Here is a 21,977-nt window from a genome sequence, read left to right on the forward strand (position 1 = left end):
GGGTTCCGCTCCCCGCCCGCAGTCAGCGGACCAGGTCCGGTTCGTCATTCGTCCTTGTCCGTTGCAGCCATTCGCCCACGTCCGGGCAGACTTCAAGGGCCAGAATGTGCTCCGCGATAAAGTCCACGTCGGATTCCGGGAGCCGGGTGCCGGCGAGCCCGGCGAACTTCTGCAGGGTTTCGGCGTCGGAAAGGCGGTTGGCGGCAGCGCCACGCGCCACAACGGCCTGGTGCCGGTAGACGCCCGTGCTGGTGTGCACCACCAGCACGGGCTCTGCTGATCCTCCGGACTGCGTGCTGTCCACCTCCAACTGGATGCGGCCCATCATCGAAGTCACGGATCCGTCGGTTCTGCCCCTGGTTGAGATGTCGGCCAGTCCCACTCCGTCCCGGACAATTGCCGTTGCCAGTGCAAAAGGCATGCTGAGCTGCGCGGCGACCAGTGAGGAAACGTCGTAGCCGCCGCACATGTCGTAGATCAGGGAGCTGGTCAGCACCGTGATCTTCTCGATGTCTTCGGGGAGAATGCCGTGTTCCCGTTTCAGGAACAGCATCGCGTCGATGGCAGAGTGGGTGCTGCGGCAGGAAGCGTACGGCTTGATGGAGGCACGTTCAACGAGCCATTGCCTGCCAAGGTCCGCATACAGCTGGGATTCGTCCGCGCCCTCCCCTCCGTAAAGCTTCAGGAAACTCCCCCAGCGCGCGGAAAAGATGTCACCCGGACCGGTGAAGCCGCCGCGTGCCAGTACAGCGCTGTTGAGCCCCGCTTCGGCGGCACGTCCCACGTGGAGCCGCTTGGACATGGACCCGTCGCTCATGAAAGCCCACGTGCCGCCCGTGAACGTGCCGGCGAGACCGATGGCTGATGTCAGCTGTTCCGCGTCCAGGCGGAGGATCATCCCGGCCGCGGCAGCTGCGGCGAAAGTACCGCACACCCCGGTGGAATGCCATCCGGCGTTATTTACGGCGTCGTACCCGCCCAGGGCGCTCTGCACACGGCGGCCCAGCTCATAGCCGCCTATCACCGCAAGCATCAGGCGCTCTCCGGATACCGGGCCGTCAGCCAGCGCCGTCGCAGCGAGTGCCGCTGGCAGGACAACCGCTCCCGAATGGTCGCAGCCGCCGGAATCATCCAGTTCAAACGCGTGGGCGGCGACGCCGTTGACGAACGCGGCGTGCAACGGCGCGGCGCACTCAGGCGTCCCCCACACCGGAACGCCGCCCCCGGCGGGTGCAACACCGTGGGCAGGGCCAAGGGCTGTGCGGCTGATCCGGGCTTCGGCGGAGGCCGATCCGGCTATCCCGGCGCCCAGAGTGTCCAGGATGTGTATCTTTGCCCTGTGCAGCGCGGCGGCGGGTACGTCGGCGATCGCGAGGGAGGTGACGAATGACGAAAATTGCCGTGCCGCTGTTCCGTGCGCGGTTTCCATGGGTGTCCTATCTTTGCTGCCCGTCCCGGTCGCCGGGAGGCGGAATCAGCGGGCCGGGTAGAGGGCGTCGAAGATGTCTGCCGGGTGACCGGGCGGGTTCGGTTCATTGCGCTGGCGCCACCATTGGGCCACTTCGCCGCCGGTAGCGATCCAGACGTCGTTGTGTGCTGTCACATGGTCCATAAGCTCGCGGAGCATGCCGATCCGCCCCGGCGTCCCGATGATTTCCGGATGAATAGTAAGTACGAAGCACAGCCCCTCCGCCCGGTAGGCATCGAACTCGAGGATCCAGTTGCGGAGGACCTCCCGTGTTGAAGCGATGCGGGGGCTGCCCTTGGGGATGGGCGGATCAAGGTTGAAGACAAAATATGGGTAGTCGTCGAGTTCATGGTGCCGACACAGCTCCACCAGCGACCCGGCGCTTCCGGCGTGGAAGTGCGGCAGGTCATCGCCGTGCCAGGACGAGGACCAGCTGAAGCCTGCGGCAGCCAGGGCTGCGGGGAGCCCGCGGGCATAGGATCCCCGTCCCGCCCTGAACCCGGCGGGACGCACACCCAAACGGGCTTCGAAGGCGTCCTGAGCCGACGCAACGGCGTCGAGCTGGCGTGCCAGGTCCAGGGAACCAAAGTCCTCGAGAGCCCAGCCCATATTTCCCAGCTCGTGGCCCGCGGCGGCAACGGCTTCGCATTGCCGCGGGTACGTGTCGAGGTTGCCGGCCGGGATGAACCAGCTGGCGGCCGTTCCGGTGCGGGCCAGTTCGGCCAGCACACGGTCCACTCCCCGGGTGCCGCCGTATTGCCCCACGGACAGGCTCTTGGCGCGGTCGACGGCGTCCGGTGCTTCCGCAAGGATGGCCAGTTCCGCTTCAAAGCCAACCGTCAGGACGAACGCGCACTTCTTGCCGTCCGGCCAGCGGGTCTTCACCTTGTCAGCGCTCATCGTTCCCTTCCTTGCTTTCGCGCCACCAGTCACTGACTTCCCTGCATCTGGCAAACCACACGGTGCCCGACGACTTCATATGCTCGATCCACCGGTCCAGCAGCACCGCACGGCCCGGTTTGCCGATCACCTTGGGATGGAAGATGGTGGTCAGGCAGAGTCCCTCGGCGAGGTACCCGTCGAATTCGCGCGTCCAGTTATCCAGCGTGAGCTCGTAGCTGGCAATCCGGTCTCCGCCGGAGGGCCAATCGGGGTTGGTGGTGTAGGCCAGCGAGGCGTAGTCGTCCATGTCAGAACGGGCCGGTATTTCCACCAGGCCCCCGCCTTCGTGGAAATACGGGCGGTCGTCACCCCGCATCGAACTCGAGTACTCAAAGCCGAGCTCGGCGAGCAGTGCCGGCGTTTCCGGCCGCCAGTCGCCTGACGGGGTGCGGAATCCGACGGCGGCGCTCCCCAAGGTCTTGAGGAAGATGTCCTGGCTGACGCCGATCACCTCGCGCTGCTGGAGCATGGTGAGGTCCCAGTACTTCTCGTGACGGTAGCCGTGGTGCGCCACCTCGTGGCCCCGGTCCACAATCTGCCGGCACTTCTCCGGCCAGGTCTCCACCACCCACGCAGGAATGAAGAACGTCGCAGGAATGTCGTGGCGCTCCAGCAGCCCGAGGATGCGGTCCAGCGCGCGCCAAGGTCCGTAGGCACCCTGGCTGAAATATTCGGGCCGGTCCCAGATAGTGCCATTCAGCATGGCGTCACCGGTGGGTCCGTCCAGGTCAAAAGCCAGGGCGACGGCGGCCTGCTGGTGAGCAGGCCACGCCGCCCCGGCTTTGGACCCATGCGGAATCGTCAAGACTTGACGCCGTTGATCACCGGCGACGTGGAACCGTAACCCAGCCCGTAGCTGTCCAGGATCTTCTGGTAATCGCCGCTGGCGATGATCTTGTCGAAGGCGTCCTTGACCGCGTTGGCGAGCTGGGTGTTGCCCTTCTTCATCAGGACGCCGAACGGCTTGGCGGGCAGCGGATCCAGCACCGCCTCGTACTTGCCCGGCTCGGTCTTGGCGAAGTAGGCGAGGTTTTCGGCTCCCTGGGCGGCGAGATCGGCCCGGCCCTGTTCGATCTGGAGCCTGGCTGCGGCTCCGGAATCGGTGGCGAGGATGCTGATTTCCGGCAGGCCCTGGTCAGTACACAGGGCCTTGCTCAGGGTCTTGACCTGTTCGAAGTAGTCAGTCTTTCCGCTGACGGCGAGCTTCTTGCCGCAGGCGTCCGACTGCTTGGTGAATTCGGCTGCGCGCGCCCCGGATGTGTAGAGGCGTCCCTGTGACTTGAAGTAGTCCACGAAGTCGGCGGTCTTTTGGCGTTCCACGGTGTCCGAAATGCCTGACATGACCAGGTCCACCCGGCTGGTCTGGACGGAGTTGATCAGCTGGTCGAACGGCGCCTCCACCCGCTCGATCTTGACGCCGAGCACTTCGCCCAGTTTCTGCTGAAGTTCGATGTCGACCCCGGTGAGCTTGTCACCGTCGCGGTATTCCATTGGCGGGAAGTCCGGGGACAGGCCGATGCGGATGACTCCGGCGTCCTTGATGGCCTGGGGCAGGCCCGCGGGTGCCGACTCCGATGAGGAGGTCATGGTGTCCGTTCCGCCGACGCAGCCGGTCAGGCCGAAGGTGGCGACGGCGGCTATGGCCCCGATGCGGGCGGCGGTCTTGAAGTGCTTCATAGTTGGGCTCCAGGGGTTGTTGGGGTGACGCCGGTGAAGGGATGCTGCTTTTGGATGTGGTTAGAAAACGCGGGCAAGGAAGGCCTTGGTGCGTTCATGGCTCGGATTGCCAAGGACGTCTTCGGGCCGGCCGATTTCGACGATTTCGCCGCCGTGCATGAAGGCAACACGGTCGGCAACTTCCTTGGCGAAGCCGATTTCGTGGGTGACCACGATCATCGTGAGGCCGGACCGGGCGAGGTCCTTCATGACATCCAGGACTTCGCCCACTAGTTCGGGGTCCAGGGCGGAGGTCGGTTCGTCAAAGAGGATCAGCTCGGGTTTCATGGCCAGCGCCCTGGCAATGGCCACGCGCTGCTGCTGGCCGCCGGAGAGCTGCCGGGGGTACGACTCCTCGCGTCCGGCCAGGCCAACGCGGGCGAGCAGTTCCGAGGCGTGCCGTTTGGCGTCCGCGGGTTTTTCCTTGTTGACCAGGACGGGGCCCTCGATGATGTTCTCCAGCACCGTCATGTGCGGGAAGAGGTTGAAGCGCTGGAAGACCATGCCGATGGAACGGCGCTGTTTGGCCGCCTCCTTGTCGGAGAGCTCATACAGCCGGTCGCCCTCCTGCCGGTATCCCACGACTTTGTCGCCGACCCAGATCCGGCCCTTGGACAGGGTTTCGAGGTGGTTGATGCAGCGGAGGAAGGTGCTCTTGCCTGAACCCGAGGCTCCAAGGAGGCAAACCACCTCGCCGGCGCCGACCTCGAGGTTGACTCCCTTGAGGACCTCGTTCAGCCCGAAGCTTTTATGGACATTTTCCGCGCGGACTACTGTTGCGGCGCTCACGGGGTGGCCTTTCTATAGGTGCCGAAGATGCTTCTCAGCCGCTGCAGCGGGGTCAGCGGCAGTTGCCTGCTGGACGAGCCTTTGGCGAACGACCGTTCAAGGTAGTACTGGCCCATGCTCAGCAAGGACACCGCACCGAGATACCAGACGGCACACACGATGAGAAGCTCCATGATGCGGTTGTTGACGTAGTAGATGTGCTGCGCCTCGGAGAGGATTTCGCTCACTCCGATGGCAGAGGCCAGCGACGTCGTTTTGAGCATGCCGATCACTTCATTGCCGACCGGGGGGATGATGACGCGCATGGCCTGGGGAAGGACGATCCGCCGCATCGCTTGTAGCCGGGTCATCCCCACCGCCTGGGCAGCCTCCGTCTGGCCTTCGTCCACGGACAGAATGCCGCCGCGGACCACCTCGGACGTGTAGGCGCCCTGGTTTAGTCCAAGGCCAATCGAGGCTGCCACGAAGGGCGACAGGATATCGATCATGCGGCCTTGGAAGACCCCGGGGATGCCGATCACCGGGAAGATCAGCGCTAGGTTGAACCACATGAGCAGCTGCAGGTAGACAGGCGTCCCGCGGAAGACCCAGATGTAGAGCCAGGCGACGCCGGAGGTGACGGGATTCTTGGACAGCCGCATGATCGCGGTCACCACGCCCAGCACAAGGCCTAGCACCATGGCCACAACTGTCAGGACAATGGCCACGCCGATGCCCTGGATCAGCGTGGGCACCGTGAGATATTCCTGCACCGTGGGCCAGTCGATCTGGGCCCGGGAGAACGAGACTCCCAGCCAGACCAGCAGCAGCACCACCAGCCCTCCGCTGATCCAGCGGGCCACGTGTCGGCGCGGCACGATTTTCAGGTCCGGCGCTGCGGAGCCCGTTGAAACGCCTGGTTTGGTTTGAGTGTTCATCGGTTTTCCTGATCCTGGAAGGTTAGCTGGGTGCGGACGCCCTGCCGCGCTGTATGTTCCATCCGCTTACGTGAGGGGCCCGGGCTTGACCTGGAGGCCCGCGTAGTCATCGGTCCAGCCCATGACCTGGTCAAGCCGCGCCCGCAGCCGCGCCAACTGCTCGGCCACGCGGGTGGGCGCTGTTCCGCCGAATCCCGAATGCGCCTCCAGCGCCGCTTCAATGGTCAGCACCTCGCGCACGTCGGGAGTCAGCCGTGTGTCCACAGACGCTAGCTGCTCATCGGTGAGGTCACCGTAGTCCAGCCCGTTGGATTCGCAGTACTGCACCAGGGCGCCGGAAATCTCGTGGGCCTCGCTGAACGGAATGTTCTGGCGGGCGAGCCAGTCGGCGACTTCCGTCGCCAGCGTAAACCCTGCGGTCGACTGGCGCTTGACTTCCTCGACGTTGACGGTGAACGTCCGGACAAGGCCGCTCAGGGCCGGGAGTGCTACTTCCAGTGTTTCGACGGCGTCGATCACCGCATTCTTGTCCTCCGCGAGGTCGCGGTTGTAGGCCAGCGGCAGTGACTTCACGGAGGCCATGAGCCCCATTAGGTCCCCGAGCACGCGTCCGGCCTTGCCACGGGCAAGTTCGGCGATGTCCGGGTTCTTCTTCTGCGGCATGATCGAGCTGCCGGTGCAGTAGGCGTCGTCCATCCGGATCCACCGGAATTGCTGTGATGCCCAGGAAATGATTTCCTCGCATAACCGCGAAATGTCGATCAGGGTCAGTGAGCAGACGAAGAGGAACTCGATGGCAGCGTCGCGGCTTCCCACGGCATCGATCGAATTTTCGGCGCTCGTCTCGTAGCCCTGGTCCCTGGCGGCGATCTCCGGGTTGAGGGCAAAAGTGGATCCGGCCAGCGCGGCTGCGCCCAGTGGCGACACTGCTGCCCTTTTGTCCCAGTCCTGCAAGCGGTGCAGGTCACGCAGCAACGGCTGTGCGTGGGCCAGCAGCTGATGGGCGAAGACCACGGGCTGGGCCGACTGCAGGTGGGTGAATCCCGGGACGGGCGTGTGGAGGTGCTGTTCGGCCTGGCCGGCCAGGGCACGGGCGAGCCCGACCACCAGGGCGCTGAGGGTCCGGGCCTTGTCCCGCATGTAGAGGCGGAGGTCGTTGGCGGCCTGGTCGTTGCGGGACCGGCCGGCGCGGATCTTGCCGCCGTCCGGCCCCATGCGTTCAATCAACGCCCGTTCCAAGAAGGTGTGGACGTCTTCGTCCTGCTCCGAGGGGATCAGTGATCCGGCGGCGAAATCCCGGGCGAGGTCCTCGAGCGTACTGATGAAGACCCCGAGCTCGGCATCGGTGATCAGGCCCGAGCGGTTCAGCTCGCGGACGTGGGCCCGCGAACCGTGGAGGTCATAGGGCGCCATCGCGAAGTAGCGCGAATCAGAGCGGGAGAATCGGATGAGTTCGGGGCTGGATGCGCCGGCAAACCGGCCGCCCCACAGTTTGGTCTGAGCTGTCATGTGTTGCTCCTAGGCGTCTGGGAGGTGATCCGAGTCACCTGCATGAAACTAAAGTATTCCTTCAGTAAACGCGAAGTCAATGATTTCCATGTAAATAACTTGTTTCATGGAGACTGGTATCAGACTCAGATACCCAAAAAGAAAGATACCGGTGTCACCGCCTAATTTGACGTTACGGGACACCGGTATCTTGGTCAACGATTTCAGGGCAAGGTTACGGGCTCTCCCACCTTCAGAGGGCCTCCAGCACCGCCCCGGCGCTTTGGAGGTCGGCCACGGAAGCACGCTCCACGAAGTCCGCCCGAACGAGGTGGTCAGTAGCAGCCGGCCCACCTCCGGCAATTCTTTCAATCAGGATTTCGGCGGCACGGGCACCCAGTTCATAGGCGGGAATGGAGATTACGGACACTTCCGGGGAGCTCACGGTCATCCAGTCAGCATCGTCGAGGCACACCAGAGAGATGTCCCCAGGAATGCGCAGGCCGGCCCGGCGTATGGCCTGGAACGCCGGGAGGGCGAGCCGGCTGTAGGACATGATCAGGGCGCTCGGGCGGTCCTCCCTGGCCAGCAGCGCCGCCACAGCCTCATTGGTCTGCTCCGGCGACATCGCACCGGAGATGAATTCATACTGGATTCCCGCTGCAGCACACGCATCGCGGATCGCCCGGACCCGATCGGCGATGGTTGAGATCGGCAACGGCGACCCCAGTTCGAGCTCCTCCGGGGTCTTGGTGGTTGCCGAGACGAAAGCCAGCTTCCTGTGGCCCTTCTGCGCAAGGTATTCCACCACCTTGCGGGCGTCGCCGTAGCAGTCGGTGCCAACCCAGTCAGCGGGCACGTTGTCCGGTCTGCGGTCGAAAAGGACCAGCGGACGGCGCATCTTGGCGAAGTCCAGGAGGTGGGCGGAGTCGCTCCGGGAGGTAGATGCCACAATCAGCCCATCCACGCGCTTCGCGAGAAACACTTCTACGGCGGCTCTTTCAGCGTCAAGGTTCTCGTCGGTATTGGCGAGTATGACGTCAAAGCCTGATTTCTTGGCAGTATCGGTAATTCCCCTGACGGCCTTGGCGAAGTGCGGGTTCTCGATATCGCTGATGACAACCCCGATGGTGTGGGACCGGCCGGAGCTGACGCTCTTGGCGAGGGCGTTGCCGCGGTATCCCAGTGTTTCGGCCGCCGCCGCAACCATGGAAGCCAGTTCGGGGCTGACCGAGCCGTACCCGCCCAGCGCACGCGCCGCCGTCGCCCTGGATACGCCGGCAAGGCGCGCCACATCCACCAGCCGGGGGTTCGTATATTGATTGGATTCCATAAATAGAATCTACAACATTTATTGTGTTTCAAATGTTCAATTAGTTGCCGCATGACACCGGTTTCTCAATGTCTTTTCAGGCGACTGCCGCACGGGCGTTTGGGCCTGCCGAAACCCTCGGACCTCGACAAGCCCGATCAGCCGCCGGACACGCGCCGGAGCCGTGCCAGCAGCGTGGCGGCGAGCAGCGCCGTCATGATTTCCAGGGCGATGACGGCCAGCAGCCCGCCAGCGGCAGAACCAGCCGCGGATCCGGCAGCCGCTGCCGCCGGCAGTGCCGCAGCCCCGTGGAAGTGGCCGGCCGCCCCGCTGCCGGAACCTGCGCCGGAACCGCCGCCCAGCAGCAGGGCGGCGTGCAGCACCGTCATTGCCAGCCCGCACGCCATCACCTGCCGCAGGGAACCCACGCGGCCGTCGCGCCAGATGTGCACCGCACACGGCAAGCAGACGCCCACCATGGCGAGCATCAGCAGGTTCAGCCAGGGTCCATGGTGGTTGCCCGCCGCGAGCCAGAGGTGCACCAGGCAGGATGCCGCGGTGGCCGCGGCAACCATCCGCGGATGAAGGGCGGGCCTCGGATGGCCTGCCGATTGTGGCCGGTGGGGCGGCCCCGGGATGGGGCCGGCGGCGCGGTCCCATCCCCGCAGGGCTGTCACGGCGTGGGCCTAGCCGTGGCAGTGTCCGCCGGCGGCAGGCTGTGAACCCGCCGGCACATCCAGCACGGGGCTGCGGTCGAAGAAACCTTCCGGGCGGAGCTTGAAGCCGACAGTGTCCACCGGCATGATGGGCCAGTCCTCGATCCGGGGAAAGTGCGTCAGCCCGAAAGTGTGCCAGACCACGATGTCCTGGCCGTCAATCTCGCGGTCCTGGGCGATGTACGCCGGCAGGCCGGCCCCGCCGGAATGCTGGTTCACAAAATCCCCCGTGGGGTAGCGCTCGTCCTCCGCGAACCGGGTGACCCACAGGTCCTTGGTGGCGAACGCCGCCCGGCGGGCAATCGAGGACTCCGGATCCGCGAGCAGCGTGGGCTGGTTCTGGGCATGCAGCTTGTAGCCCACGGGTTCGCCCAGCCGGTTGCGCGAGTCCGGGTTGGAAATGATCCAGGTTCGGCCGCTGCGGGCATCGGCCTCGCGGACGCCGTCGGACTCCCGGGCCAGGACGGTCCGCTTCCGGGAGAACGCGTTGCCGCGCTCGTTTCCCTCGCCCATGGGCTGCCGGACCACGTCTTCCTCCTCCACCCTGTTGGTGAAGCCGTCGATCGCCATGTCCAGCCGCGCGCTGAAGAGGTGCTGGTGGAACGGCGCGCCCAGCCCGGGGGCGAGCTGGGAAATGTTGGCCGAGCCGCCTTCCGGGAAGGCACTGGTGAACACGACGCCGGTGGCTTTGGCCTCGAATTCAATGGTGCCGTCGAGGTAGAGGTACCAGTAGAAGCCGTAGTCGTAGTTGCCGATGGTGGTGAAGAAGGAGATCACCAGCCGGCGGTTGCGGCGGGTGTAGGAGATGCCGGACCAGAGGTCGCTGTGCTTGGCCAGGATGCCCCAGTCTTCCTCGTGCATGCAGATGCCGTTGCGGATTTCGCGCGGGTTGCCGAACGCATCGCTGATCACCGGGCTGAGGTAGGTGATCTCGCCGAGGCAGTCGCAGCCCAGTTCGAGCGAATTGGCGTACTGGCCCACGAGGTATTCGCCGGTGTCGAAGTAGTTCTGCCAGGACCGGATCGGCGACGGGTCCCCGTACGGGACCACCATCTCGGCAATGGAGGCCCGGTTGATGATGGGGCGCTTGCGGCCGCCGTCCTGGAAGGCAAGGTTGTGCAGCACCACGCCCTCGCGGACATCAAAGCCGACGTCGACGCTCCACTTTTCCCATTCAACGTGGTTGCCGCCGGTGACCGTGAAGCTGGGTCCTTCGGGCTGGGTGATGCTGATGGGCTTCTGGGTGGTGCGCAGCTGGCCGGTGAGCTCCGGATCGGTGTAGTTGCCGTGCTCTGCGGGCACCGGGACGGCCCCCAGGTCCAGGACCTGCGTGACTTCCTTGCTGACGACGTCGACGTACGCCACGAGGCCGTCCACCGGATGCGCCCAGGCGCTGTCCTCGGGAAACTCCTGCACAAAGGCCAGTCCGCGGAGGATGCGGCGGCCCTTCTCCCCGGGGTATTCGAAGACGCCGGCGGACAGCGGCGCAACACGGACCTTGCCGACGTCCAGCCCGCGGTCCGCGAGGGCCTTGAGCCAGCGCTCGTCGGACGCCAGGAGTTCTTCGACGACTTCAAATTCCTCTTCCAGGACGGGCAGTTCACCCGTGACGGCGGTGTCGAGTTCGACGGCGGAGGTCACCGCGCTGCTCGTGGCGGAGACAGTCACGTCCAGGGGGCGCCCGCCTGACACATCGTGGATGAACACCCGGAAGCGCCTATCCGCGGTTTCCGCAGGAGCGGCATCCGCTGCCGCGCCCCGGGCCGGGTCCAGCAGGCCGAGGTAGGCGATCCGCTTCTCCGGACCAAGCAGTCCCCCGGCGCGGAGAATGCCCTGGACCTCGGTGATTTCAGCACCCGTTGCAAGGCGGTACGGCGTAAGCGTGTCAGTTATAGAGGGTGTCATGACGGCCTTTTTGTCCGGGACCTTGGCAGGTCGGATTTTTATTTTCTATAGTTGTAGAGAATAAACCGTCCGTAAGATGGATCACAAGGGTTCGACACAAAAAAGTTCCGGGGGAGTGCCAGCGTGCCAAAGATTGTTGACCATGACGAGCGTCGCCTGGAACTGGTGGATGCAACCTGGCGGATCATCGCCAGGCTGGGCATAGAAGGCGCCACAATGCGGGAGATCGCCCTTGAGGCCGGCTTCGCCAACGGCGCCCTTAAGCCGTATTTCCCCACCAAGGACACCTTGCTGACATTTGCGTTCGGGCACGTCTTCAACCGGACCAACGAGCGCATCCGGGAAGTGACCGCGGGCAAGGCCGGGATTCCGGCGCTGAAGGCGTTTTGCATTGAGGTGCTGCCGCTGGATTCCGAGCGCGTCAATGAAGCGCGGATCGTCGTTCCGTTCTGGCAAAAGGCCATCAACGATCCCGGGAAGGCGGCCATCCACCGCGAGTCCATGGAGCAGTGGCACGCCTCCATCCTGGGATACCTGGCCGAGGCCCGGGAGCACGGAACCGTCAGCGCCGCCGTCAACGACTCAGCCATCGCCGGCCACCTGCTGAACATGCTGCTCGGCGCGCAGATTGCCGCCGCCCTCGCCCCCGAAGGCCAGGCGGATCCGGGCCTGGCTGACCAGCTGGACGCCTTCCTGACCCTGCTTGCGGCCGGCACCTGATCTTTTTTCGCCAAGTGTCGAAAAAAGAATGACATGGCGGAAGTTCGGCGCTAACCTGAAATGACTGTGTCGCAGGACACAGCCTTGGGGGACAAGCTACAGATGGCCGACCGGCGTCAGGAACATCCATGTCTGCAACTACAACCCGCCCCGCGGGCCAGGACCTCACCTCCAGCGTGGCCACGTCATTTGACCACTGGCGGCACCTCGTGGCGGAGTCCTTTGTGCCGCTGGCGGCGGAAACCGACCACCCGGACACCTTCCGCGGCCGGATGCGGTCCCGCGTGCTGGACCGCATGGCAATCGTGGAGGTCTCGGCCACATCCCACAGCGTCCACCGCACACCGGCCCTGCTGGCGCAGTCCGACCAGCGCTATTTCAAGCTCAATCTCCAGCTGGAAGGCACCGGCCTCCTCATCCAGGACAACCGCGAGGCTGTGCTGCGCCCCGGCGACCTCGCCATCTACGACACGAACCGGCCGTACACGCTCGCCTTCGAAGAGCAGGCTCGGATGATGGTGGTGATGTTCCCCCACGACGCACTGACGCTCCCGCCGGACTACGTGGGCCAGCTTTCCGCGGTCTGCCTGGCCGGCGGCAGTGGCCTGAGCGGCATCGTTGGCCCGTTCATTGCCCAGATCGCGGCCAACCCCGGACTGCTCAGCGGTCCCAGCGGGTCCCGGCTGGCCGCCAACGCCCTTGATCTTGTCTCGACGATGCTTCACTCGGAACTGGACATGGCGGCGGACAGCATGAAGCCCCAGGTGCTGCTGGCCACGTCGGTCCGCGAATACATCGAGGCCAACCTGGCCGATCCGCAGCTGTCACCGGCCAGCATTGCGGCGGCACACTTCATCTCCACGCGGCATCTGCACAATGTCTTCCACGAGTCCGGCGCCACCGTGGCCAGCTGGATCCGGAGCCAGCGGCTCGAACGCATCCGGCGCGACCTGAGGGACCCGCTGCACACCGGCACGTCCGTCGGTGCCGTCGCCGCCCGCTGGGGATTCCTGGACGCGGCGCATTTCAGCCGCTCCTTCCGGGACGCTTTCGGCGAATCCCCCAGCGACTGGCGGCGCGGCGCCTAGACCCTGCGCCAGGGTTCCTAGATCAAGCCCTGCGCGAGCATCGCGTCGGCAACCTTGACGAAGCCGCCGATGTTGGCGCCCAGCACGTAGTTGCCGGGCTCGCCGTATTCGTCGGCGGTCTGGGCGCAGAGGTCGTGGATGCCCACCATGATCTCCGTGAGGCGCTGTTCGGTGTGCTCGAAGGACCAGGAGTCGCGGCTCGCGTTCTGCTGCATCTCGAGGGCTGATGTGGCCACCCCGCCCGCGTTGGCGGCCTTGCCCGGGGCGAACAGCACACCGGCTTCCTGGAACACCGCCACGGCCTCCCGGGTGGACGGCATGTTGGCACCTTCACCGACGGCGAGCAGGCCGTTGCGGACCAGCCGGGCGGCAGCGTCGCCGTCGAGCTCGTTCTGCGTGGCGCAGGGCAGCGCCACCGTGGCGTCGACGTCCCACACCGAGCCGCCGTCGACATAGGAGACTCCGGGGCGGCGGACCTCATAGTCCTTAAGGCGTCCGCGTTCCACTTCCTTGATCCGGCGCAGCAGGGCGACGTCGATTCCCGCCTCGTCCACGATGTAGCCGGAGGAATCGGAGCAGGCCACCACGGTGGCGCCGAGCGCCTGGGCCTTCGCGATGGCATTGATGGCCACGTTGCCGGAGCCGGAGACCACCACGCGCTGCCCGTCGAAGGACGAGCCCCTGGTCCTAAGCATCTCCCCGGTGAAGATCACCGTGCCGAAGCCCGTGGCTTCGGGCCGCACCAGCGAGCCGCCCCAGGAGATGCCCTTGCCCGTCAGGACGCCGGATTCGTAGCGGTTGGTGATGCGCTTGTACTGGCCAAAGAGGTAGCCGATTTCGCGGCCACCCACGCCGATGTCGCCCGCCGGAACGTCAGTGTATTCGCCGATGTGGCGGTACAGCTCGGTCATGAACGACTGGCAGAAGCGCATCACCTCGGCGTCGCTGCGGCCGCGGGGATCGAAGTCCGAGCCGCCCTTGCCGCCGCCGATCGGCATGCCGGTGAGGGCGTTCTTGAAGATCTGCTCGAAGCCGAGGAATTTCACGATGCCCAGGTACACGGACGGGTGGAACCGCAGGCCGCCCTTGTAGGGGCCCAGGGCTGAGTTGAACTCCACCCGGAAGCCGCGGTTGATCTGCACCCGGCCGGAGTCGTCCGTCCACGGCACCCGGAAGATGATCTGGCGTTCGGGTTCGCACAGCCGCTCCAGCACCGCGCCTTCAAGGAACTCGGGGTGGCGGTCGTGGACCGGGCCGAGGCTTTCGAACACCTCGGTCACGGCCTGGTGGAACTCGGCCTCTCCCGGATTCCGCGCCAGCACCGTGTCCCGGATAGATTCCAGCCGTGCGTCCATGATGATTCCTTACGTCGAACCGGGCGCGGAAAGTCTCCGGCTTACGCCGCACCGACACCCTTTTATTGAAACTTCAACTTAGCCAATTGTGACTGCGCGGGCCACGCATGGCCAATCGGCCTTCAGCTAACCTCCGTATTGTGACATTTAATTTCCATAAAACGAAAGTTTCGGCCTCGGCTCCGGCCTCGGTTCCTTCTCCGGCGAGGGACTGCTGATGGCCCACATTTGCCTGCTTCTCTCCGGCGCCGCGCTGCTGCTCAACGGACTGGCGCTGCTGGGCGCCCTCCCCCGGCGGGACGCTGCCGTGTTCAGCCTGGTCATCGGCAGTATCCAGCTGGCCCTGGGCGTCACGTATTTGGGGGCGCTCACTCCGGGGGCTGCAGGCGACGGCGGCCGGCTGCTTCTCGGCGCCTCCGGGATGTTCCTGTTCGGGCTGACGTATGTCTACGTCGGCCTGGATTACCTGCTGGGGCTCGGGTCCAAGGGGCTCGGCTGGTTCTGCGGGCTGGTTGCCGCGTGCGGACTCCTGCTCGCCGCAGCCTGGTCCGGGGAGGATCCCTTGCTGGCCGTCCTCTGGCTCTGCTGGACGTATCTGTGGATGCTGTTCTTCCTGCAACTGGCGTTGGGCTTCGTCCGCCTGACGCCGCTGATTGGCTGGTCCCTCGTCCTCACCAGCCAGGCCTCTGCCACGGTGCCTGCATTTATGGGACTGACCGGCCGGTGGCCCGGCGAACCGGAGATTGCCGCGGGAGCGGCCGTGTCGCTGCTGGCGCTGTTGCTGTTTGCCGGCGGCCTCGCCTGGCGCGGGCGGCACCAAACCGCCGCCCGCCCCGCCGTCGCCGCCGCCGTCGAAAGTCCGTTACCCGGCGAACTCAAGGTCTAGGTTCCGGGCCCGCTTCTCCACCCGGATCTCCACCAGCACTCCGGCCAGGAAAATCACGGGGACGGCCACCAGCAGACCAACGGCCGTTTCCGCGCTTCCGCCGATGAGGGACGTGAAGTTGCTGACCACCAGGTAGAGCACCCATGCCAGCAGCACGGACGCGAGCACCGGGGCGATGAAGGTCTGCCACAGCTGTCCGGTCACGCGTTCCCGGCGGAAATAGCCGACGACGGCGAGGGAGGACAGCATATACAGCACCAGCAGTGCCGCGACGGCAAGGCCGCTGAACCAGGAGAAAAGCGTCAGCACCGGGTCCAGTCCCAGCAGCGCGAACGGGGCCACGAGGAGGGCCGCGACCGCTGTCTGGATCCAGGCTGCAGTGGCAGGCGCACGGTGCTTGTTGGTCCTGGCGATGACGGCGGGCATGGAGCCACGCAGCGCCAGCGAGTGGAGGTAGCGGTTGATGCCGTTGTGGAATGCGATGATGCCGGCCAGCAGGGACGTCACCAGCAGGACGCCGGTGGTCACTCCGGCCCACGGTCCGAACATCTCAACGATCGGGCCGATCACGAACGAGGTCGCGTCGCCGGATTCGAGGGCCGCCCCTGCTGCGCCGACGACGTGGGACGGACCGTAGAAGCTGACCAGCATCCAGGTGATGAAGGAGAAGAAGACGGCGATGATGCCCACGGAGAGATAGGTGGCCCGCGCAACGGTCCGGTGCGGGTCCTTGGCCTCGGCGGAGTAGATGGCCGTCGATTCGAAGCCGAACATGGAGGCCACCGCGAACATGATGGCAACCCCGGGAGCTCCGCTGGCGATGGCTTCCGGCGCGAACGAGGCCGCGAAGTCCAGCCCTTCCGGGCCGCCGCCCTTGAACAGGACAGAGAAACCGAACATCAGGAGAATGGCCACTTCCAGGCCCACCAGGACGGCAAGGACGCGGGCGCCCAGCTCGATGTTCATGGATCCCAGGACCTGGACGCCGGCCATGGTGGCCAGCGCGGGCAGCCACCACGGAACCGTCATTCCGGCGGAGGCCAGCAGGCCGGAGAAGGCCGCTCCGTACAGCCCGTACATTGCCGCCTGCACCGTACTGTAGGCCAGCAGGGCCAGCCAGGCCGCCCCGGCGCCGACCTTCCGTCCGAAGGCTGCCGTGACGTAGGCGTAGAAGGCGCCGTTGGTCTGCACCTTGCGGCTCATGGCCACAAAGCCGACGGCGAAGATCACAATGACGATGCCGACGACGAGGTAGGCGCCCGGGGCGCCGGCACCGTTGCCGAGCGCGGCCGCGAGCGGTGCCGCTCCGACGATTCCGGTCAGCGGGGCCTGCGCGGAGAGGACGAAGAACAGGATGCCCAGGACGCCGATGCTGCCTGCGCGCAGTGCAGTGGAGTGTTCCTGGCGGGACCCGGGTTCTGCGGTCCGGGATTCGGGATTCGAAATACTCATTGGATCCTTCTTAACGGTCATGAGTGCTGGGGAATGCGGGTGAAATCCAGCATGGCAGCGGGCTCCGGATGTGCTTTGTCCCACAGCGATCAGTTGTTGTTCCTCAGCGCAGTCACACCCACATCGTCCCGTTCCGTTCGCTCCCGCACAACAGCCCTTCGCGGAAAGACAAGACCCGCAGCGCCCGCCGGAGCACGCTTGAAGCAGCGCTGATAGGCCGTACCGGCCTGCGGCCCCTGACCTACTCGAAGTGGAGTATCCCCATGGAAACTTACGACGCCCTTCTGGCCTCGATCACCCCGGACACCGGCAAGACCCGGACCATCCTGGATCCCGCCACCGGCACCCCCGTCGGCGAAGCACCCGTGCACACCGTTGCGGACCTGGAGGAGGCCATCGCCGCCGCGGCCGCAGCCCAGCCCTCGTGGGCTGCACTGGGCCACGAGGCCCGGAGCGCCGCGCTCCTCAAAGCAGCCGACGCCGTCGAACGCTCCGCCGAAGAACTCGCCCGCCTGCTCTCCCGCGAGCAGGGCAAACCCCTGAACGGCCCCAACGCCCGCTTCGAAGTCGGCGCCTGCGCCGCCTGGCTGCGTGCCGCCGCCACCACGCCGTTGGACCCGGAAGTCGTGGTGGACGACGGCGAAACCTACGCCGAACTGCACTACAAACCCATCGGCGTCGTTGGTGCCATCGGCCCGTGGAACTGGCCCATGATGATCACCATCTGGCAGATCGCCCCCGCCCTCCGGATGGGCAACGCCGTGGTGGTCAAACCCTCCAAGATGACCCCGCTGTCCGTCCTGGCCCTCGCCAAGGTCCTCAACGAGGAACTCCCCGACGGCCTCCTCACCGTCGTCTCCGGGGACCGTGAGGTCGGCGCCCGGCTGGCCGAACACCCCGCCGTCGGCAAGATCATGTTCACCGGCTCCACCGCAGCCGGCCGCTCGATCATCAGGTCCTCCGCGGACACCGTCAAGCGGCTCACCCTGGAGCTCGGCGGCAACGACGCCGGCATCGTCCTGCCCGACGCCGACCCGAAAGGAATTGCAGAGGGGTTGTTCTGGGGAGCCTTCATCAACACCGGCCAGACCTGCGCCGCGCTCAAGCGCCTCTACGTCCACGACTCGCTGTATGAGGCCGTGTGCGAGGAGCTCACGAAGGTGGCCGCCGCGATGCCGATGGGTGTGGGCCTCGACGAGAACAACGTCCTGGGCCCGCTGCAGAACAGGGCGCAATACGACATCGTGGCAGCCCTCGTCGAAGCCGCCCGGGATTCCGGCGCCCGGATCCTGACCGGCGGCAACCCGGACCCGGACCAGCCCGGCCACTTCTACCCCGCCACCTTGGTGGCCGACATCGACAACAACAACCCCCTGGTGGCCGAGGAACAGTTCGGCCCCGCCCTGCCGATCATCCGCTACAGCACTATCGACGAGGCAGTCGCCATGGCCAACGCGCTCGACGTCGGGCTCGGTGCCTCCGTCTGGTCCGCCGACCTCGCCGAAGCCCGCAAGGTCGCCGCCCGGATCGAAGCCGGCACCGTCTGGATCAACAAGCACGGCGCCGTGGACCCCCGCGTCCCCTTCGGCGGGGCCAAGCAGTCCGGCTACGGCCTGGAGTTCGGCGTCGAGGGCCTCAAAGCCGTCGGCGTTCCGCAGGTGATCAACGGCTAGGAAGGAGTTTTTGTCCACTTAGAGGGACTTCAGCCCCGTTTTGCGCCCGCCATGTGGACAAAAACTCCTAGACTGCCGGCTGCTGCAGCCAGGGCCGGGTGGGCGTCTGGCCCAGCTGGTCGTTGAACTCCTGGGCGTCCCGATAGTAGTCCAGCAGGCTGAGGCGGGACGCGGCGGCGGGGTCCAGGATGACCACTGCCCGGCGGTGCATCTGCAGCACCGAGGCGGGGCAGTGTGCGCTGACCGGTCCCTCCACCATGGCCTGGACGGCATCAGCCTTGTTCTCACCCATGGCCACGAGTACCGCCAGCTTGGCTTCGCGGATGGTCCCCAGCCCCTGGGTCAGGCACAGCCGCGGGACATCACCCTCCGGGAAGAACCTGGCATTGTCCGCCCGGGTGGCTCCGGCCAGGGTCTTCACCCTGGTGCGCGAGACCAGGGACGAGGTGGGCTCATTGAACCCGATGTGGCCGTTGGCGCCGATGCCGAGGATCTGGATGTCCACTCCGCCGGCAGCCGTGATGGCGGCATCGTAGCGTTCGGCCTCGGCCACGAGGTCCGGGGCATCCCCGTGCGGGGTGATGAGCTGCTCCAGCGGCAGGTCCACGTGGTCGGCAAACTCCCGCCGGATGGTGGAGTAATAGCTCTGTTCATGCTCCGGCGGCATCCCCGCATATTCGTCCAGGGTGAAGGCAGTGACCTGGCTGAAGCTGAGCTGCTCCTCGCGGTGCCGCCGGATGAGTTCCTGGTACGTGGATTTCGGCGAACCGCCCGTGGCCAGTCCCAGGACGGCCGGTCCCTGCCGGACCCGGGCGTCGATGATGTCGGCGGCCCTGCCCCCTACGTGTTCGGCGGACTCACACAGAATAATCTGCACGCGCATTCCTTTCCTGAGTTAGTGGTGTGCCGGCCCGGTAGGCCTGCAGCAGTTCAAGTTCTTCGGTGGTGACCAGCACGTCAGCGCGGTATCCCGCGGCCAGCACCCCGACTTTGTCGGAACCCGGCCGGTCCAGGCCCATGAGCCGCGCCGGGGTTGCCGAAGCTGCGGTGACGGCGTCAGCCAGGGGTATCCCCCAGTCCACGCAGCGGCGGACGTTCTCCAGCAGCAGGCTGGTTGCCCCGGCGATCGCCCCGGGATGGGCATCGTCCCCGTCGGGAACCAGCCGCGCCACCCGGTCCTGGACCAGCACGTCCAGGCTGCCGAGCGTGTAGTGGCCGTCGGACATCCCTGCCGCGGCCATGGCGTCCGTAATCAGGGCAATCGAGTCCGGGCCCACCAGGTCGAACACCATGCGGACAATCTCCGGGTCAAGGTGCACCCCATCGGCAATCAGCTCCAGGACCATCCGGTCCGGTGACTGCCGGGCCGCCTGCAGCAGGACGGGGATGGGGCCGGGCGTGCGGTGGCCCAGCGCGGGCATCCTGTTGAACAGGTGCGTGGCCGACCACGGTCCGCCCACGGCACCCACGCCGGCCGCCCCGCCGGACCATCCGCCGAGGGCTTCCCGCGTCCCGGCCGCCGTGGCGTCGGTGTGGCCGAGCGACGGGACCACGCGGTAGTCCCGGCACAGGGCAACGAGTTCCCCGAAGTGCGCGGTTTCCGGTGCCAGTGTGATGGACCGGACCGTGCCGTGCCCCGCGTCGAGCCACTCCTTCAGGAGTTCCGGGCTGCCATCGATGATGGCCGCCGGGTCCTGCGCCCCGCACATGCTCCTGGTGATGAACGGTCCTTCCAGGTGCAGGCCGGCCAGCGTGCCGTCCTGCACCAGCTCCCGCAGCACCGCGATCTGCTCCAGCAGCACATCCGACGGCGCCGAAACGAGCGAGGCGAGTACCGACGTCGTCCCCTGCGCGGCGTGGTAGCCCGCAGCCCGGCGGGCGCCCTCCGCATCCGCGGAGAAGGTGTGCCCGACGGCGCCGTGGCAGTGCACGTCCACCAGCCCGGGCAGGATGAGGGGAACCCGGGTTGTTTCGACGTCGGCGCCGGCGGGCAGTTCCGCCGTCGGGCCGCACCAAAGGATGCGGCCCCCGGCGATCACCACGGTGCCGTCGTCGATCACTCCGTCGCCGGTCCGGCCGGTGACGAGGCGCCCCCGCAGCCCCAGGCCGCCGCCGGCTCCGGCCGGAGTGCCGTCAGCTCGCATCGGCCTTGACCATCGAACCGTTCTCGTCAGTCTCGTCTTCGCGTCCCATGGTCCGCAGGTTCCAGCGCCGGATCACGAAGCGGAACACCACGTAGTACACCGCTGCGTAGCCCAGCCCGATGGGGATCAGCCACAGCGGATTTTGGGCGATGCCGAAGTTGAGGACGTAGTCGATGGCACCCGCGGAAAAGCCGAACCCGTGATGGATGCCCAGGAAGTTGACCAGCATCATCGACGTGCCGGTCAGGACGGCGTGCACGACGTAGAGCGGCCAGGCCACGAACATGAACGAGAATTCCAGCGGTTCGGTGATGCCGGTGAGGAAGGCGGTGAGGCCGGTGGAGAGCATCACGCCGCCGACGATCTTCTTCTGGGAAGGCTTGGCTTCGTGCCAGATGGCCAGGGCGGCCGCGGGCAGGGCGAACATCATGATGGGGAAGAACCCGGTCATGAACACACCTGCTGAGGGGTCGCCGGCGAAGAACCGGTTCAGGTCACCGTGGGCGCCGTTGTAGTCGCCGATGATGAACCAGACGATGGAGTTCAGGATGTGGTGCAGGCCCAGCGGGATGAGCAGCCGGTTGAGCGTGCCGTAGACGCCGCTGCCCACCACGGTGTTGTCCGCGACGGCGTTGCCCACCGCGGTGAGGCCGGTGTTGAAGAAGGGGTAGATGAGGGCCATGACCACGCCGATGACGATCGCGGCGAAGGAGGTCAGGATGGGCACCAGCCGGCGGCCGGCGAAGAAGCCGAGCCAATCCGGCAGCGTGGTCCGGTGGAATTTCTGCCACAGCCACGCCGTCGTCAGGCCCATCACGATGCCTGCGAGCACACCGTAGTTGATGACGGGATCCTTGCCGCCTTCCGGGGCGGCGCCCAGCACCAGGGGTGCCATGACCTTGAAAACGTTGGTCAGGACCAGGAAGCCGACGACGGCGGCCAGCGCCGTGGACCCGTCGCCCTTCTTGGCGAAACCAAAGGAAATACCGACGGCGAACAGCAGCGGGAGGTTCTCAAAGAGGGCTCCGCCGGCTGCGCCGATCACCTGGGCAACGGTGGTCAGGCCCTCGAACCTGCCCAGCAGGTCGTCCTGTCCGAGCCTCAGGAGGAGCGCTGCTGCGGGAAGGGCGGCGATGGGAAGCATGAGGCTGCGCCCGAAGCGCTGCATGTTCTGCAGCGCTTTGCCGCTGCCCTTGGCCTTTCCGGGGGCCGGCGCGGCCAACGGGCCGGCCCCGGCGGATGCGGACGGGTTTTCCGTGGACATGTTGTTCCTCGTTTCGAAAGGGGGGTGCTTGTGCGGGGATGCGGGATTCAGTATTGTTTTGCTAACTGGTTATAACCAGTGACAATCATCACTGTGAAGTGCACCGGGCTTAGTTGTCAACCTCAGGCAGGAAAAAAGACCT

The 21,977-nt window shown here is 66.0% G+C and carries 19 protein-coding genes; 4 read left to right on the plus strand and 15 right to left on the minus strand.

Annotated features, from left to right (window positions below; genetic code table 11):
* Window positions 1–22: 22 nt before the first annotated feature.
* From AC1DRE_RS20625 to AC1DRE_RS20670, 10 genes are all read right to left on the minus strand, one after another.
* On the minus strand, window positions 23–1,429 hold the full coding sequence (locus AC1DRE_RS20625; RefSeq protein WP_476986363.1) for an MmgE/PrpD family protein: 1,407 nt from the start codon (window positions 1,427–1,429) through the stop codon (window positions 23–25).
* A 45-nt stretch (window positions 1,430–1,474) separates the two neighbouring features.
* A complete protein-coding gene (locus AC1DRE_RS20630) occupies window positions 1,475–2,368 on the minus strand; it encodes a polysaccharide deacetylase family protein (protein WP_476986364.1) in 894 nt (297 codons plus the stop codon).
* Window positions 2,358–3,215, minus strand: a complete 858-nt coding sequence (locus tag AC1DRE_RS20635) for a polysaccharide deacetylase family protein (protein ID WP_476986365.1) — start codon at window positions 3,213–3,215, stop codon at window positions 2,358–2,360. The genes AC1DRE_RS20630 and AC1DRE_RS20635 overlap by 11 nt, the downstream gene beginning before the upstream one ends.
* Entirely contained in the window at window positions 3,212–4,087 is an 876-nt protein-coding gene (locus tag AC1DRE_RS20640) for an ABC transporter substrate-binding protein (RefSeq protein ID WP_476986366.1), read from the minus strand. Before AC1DRE_RS20640 ends, AC1DRE_RS20635 begins: the two co-directional genes overlap by 4 nt.
* Before the next feature lie 60 nt (window positions 4,088–4,147).
* Window positions 4,148–4,915 carry an amino acid ABC transporter ATP-binding protein gene (locus AC1DRE_RS20645; RefSeq protein WP_476986367.1) on the minus strand — a complete coding sequence of 256 codons (768 nt, stop codon included), beginning with the start codon at window positions 4,913–4,915 and terminating at the stop codon, window positions 4,148–4,150.
* Window positions 4,912–5,832 carry an amino acid ABC transporter permease gene (locus tag AC1DRE_RS20650; protein ID WP_476986368.1) on the minus strand — a complete coding sequence of 307 codons (921 nt, stop codon included), beginning with the start codon at window positions 5,830–5,832 and terminating at the stop codon, window positions 4,912–4,914. The genes AC1DRE_RS20645 and AC1DRE_RS20650 overlap by 4 nt, the downstream gene beginning before the upstream one ends.
* 66 nt (window positions 5,833–5,898) lie before the next feature.
* Window positions 5,899–7,341, minus strand: coding sequence for an argininosuccinate lyase (gene argH, locus AC1DRE_RS20655; RefSeq protein ID WP_476986369.1), 1,443 nt, complete (start codon window positions 7,339–7,341; stop codon window positions 5,899–5,901).
* Window positions 7,342–7,573: 232 nt separating this feature from the next.
* Window positions 7,574–8,653 carry a LacI family DNA-binding transcriptional regulator gene (locus AC1DRE_RS20660; RefSeq protein ID WP_476986370.1) on the minus strand — a complete coding sequence of 360 codons (1,080 nt, stop codon included), beginning with the start codon at window positions 8,651–8,653 and terminating at the stop codon, window positions 7,574–7,576.
* A 137-nt stretch (window positions 8,654–8,790) separates the two neighbouring features.
* Complete coding sequence (locus AC1DRE_RS20665) at window positions 8,791–9,309, minus strand: hypothetical protein (protein ID WP_476986371.1); 519 nt, start codon at window positions 9,307–9,309, stop codon at window positions 8,791–8,793.
* A gap of 9 nt (window positions 9,310–9,318) precedes the next feature.
* A complete protein-coding gene (locus AC1DRE_RS20670) occupies window positions 9,319–11,253 on the minus strand; it encodes a primary-amine oxidase (protein WP_476986372.1) in 1,935 nt (644 codons plus the stop codon).
* Window positions 11,254–11,376: 123 nt separating this feature from the next.
* Here AC1DRE_RS20670 and AC1DRE_RS20675 point away from each other — a divergent pair, with 123 nt between their 5' ends.
* A complete protein-coding gene (locus AC1DRE_RS20675; protein ID WP_476986373.1) occupies window positions 11,377–11,973 on the plus strand; it encodes a TetR/AcrR family transcriptional regulator in 597 nt (198 codons plus the stop codon).
* 128 nt (window positions 11,974–12,101) lie between these two features.
* Window positions 12,102–13,061, plus strand: coding sequence for an AraC-like ligand-binding domain-containing protein (locus AC1DRE_RS20680; protein WP_476986374.1), 960 nt, complete (start codon window positions 12,102–12,104; stop codon window positions 13,059–13,061).
* A gap of 17 nt (window positions 13,062–13,078) precedes the next feature.
* Here the strand turns inward: AC1DRE_RS20680 and gdhA are convergent, their stop codons facing one another.
* Window positions 13,079–14,416 carry an NADP-specific glutamate dehydrogenase gene (gdhA, locus tag AC1DRE_RS20685; protein WP_476986375.1) on the minus strand — a complete coding sequence of 446 codons (1,338 nt, stop codon included), beginning with the start codon at window positions 14,414–14,416 and terminating at the stop codon, window positions 13,079–13,081.
* 217 nt (window positions 14,417–14,633) lie between these two features.
* Between gdhA and AC1DRE_RS20690 the strand changes: the two genes are divergently transcribed.
* The gene (locus tag AC1DRE_RS20690; protein ID WP_476986376.1) at window positions 14,634–15,302 is read left to right on the plus strand and encodes an AmiS/UreI family transporter; all 669 of its coding nucleotides are present in this window, start codon (window positions 14,634–14,636) and stop codon (window positions 15,300–15,302) included.
* Here AC1DRE_RS20690 and AC1DRE_RS20695 read toward each other — a convergent pair.
* A complete protein-coding gene (locus tag AC1DRE_RS20695) occupies window positions 15,279–16,754 on the minus strand; it encodes an APC family permease (RefSeq protein WP_476986377.1) in 1,476 nt (491 codons plus the stop codon). The two genes, AC1DRE_RS20690 and AC1DRE_RS20695, sit on opposite strands and share 24 nt — an antisense overlap.
* Window positions 16,755–17,017: 263 nt before the next feature.
* Between AC1DRE_RS20695 and AC1DRE_RS20700 the strand changes: the two genes are divergently transcribed.
* Complete coding sequence (locus tag AC1DRE_RS20700; protein WP_476986378.1) at window positions 17,018–18,427, plus strand: aldehyde dehydrogenase family protein; 1,410 nt, start codon at window positions 17,018–17,020, stop codon at window positions 18,425–18,427.
* 67 nt (window positions 18,428–18,494) lie between these two features.
* Here AC1DRE_RS20700 and nagB read toward each other — a convergent pair whose 3' ends face one another.
* The 3 genes from nagB to AC1DRE_RS20715 are packed head-to-tail and all read right to left on the minus strand — an operon-like array spanning window position 18,495 to window position 21,835.
* Window positions 18,495–19,304, minus strand: coding sequence for a glucosamine-6-phosphate deaminase (gene nagB, locus AC1DRE_RS20705; RefSeq protein ID WP_476986379.1), 810 nt, complete (start codon window positions 19,302–19,304; stop codon window positions 18,495–18,497).
* Window positions 19,285–20,571: an N-acetylglucosamine-6-phosphate deacetylase gene (locus tag AC1DRE_RS20710; protein ID WP_476986380.1), complete on the minus strand. Its 1,287-nt coding sequence runs from the start codon at window positions 20,569–20,571 to the stop codon at window positions 19,285–19,287. Before AC1DRE_RS20710 ends, nagB begins: the two co-directional genes overlap by 20 nt.
* Window positions 20,561–21,835 carry a PTS transporter subunit EIIC gene (locus tag AC1DRE_RS20715; protein WP_476986381.1) on the minus strand — a complete coding sequence of 425 codons (1,275 nt, stop codon included), beginning with the start codon at window positions 21,833–21,835 and terminating at the stop codon, window positions 20,561–20,563. Before AC1DRE_RS20715 ends, AC1DRE_RS20710 begins: the two co-directional genes overlap by 11 nt.
* Between the last annotated feature and the right edge of the window lie 142 nt (window positions 21,836–21,977).

The sequence above is a fragment of the Arthrobacter sp. P4_H3 genome (genome assembly GCF_056400885.1).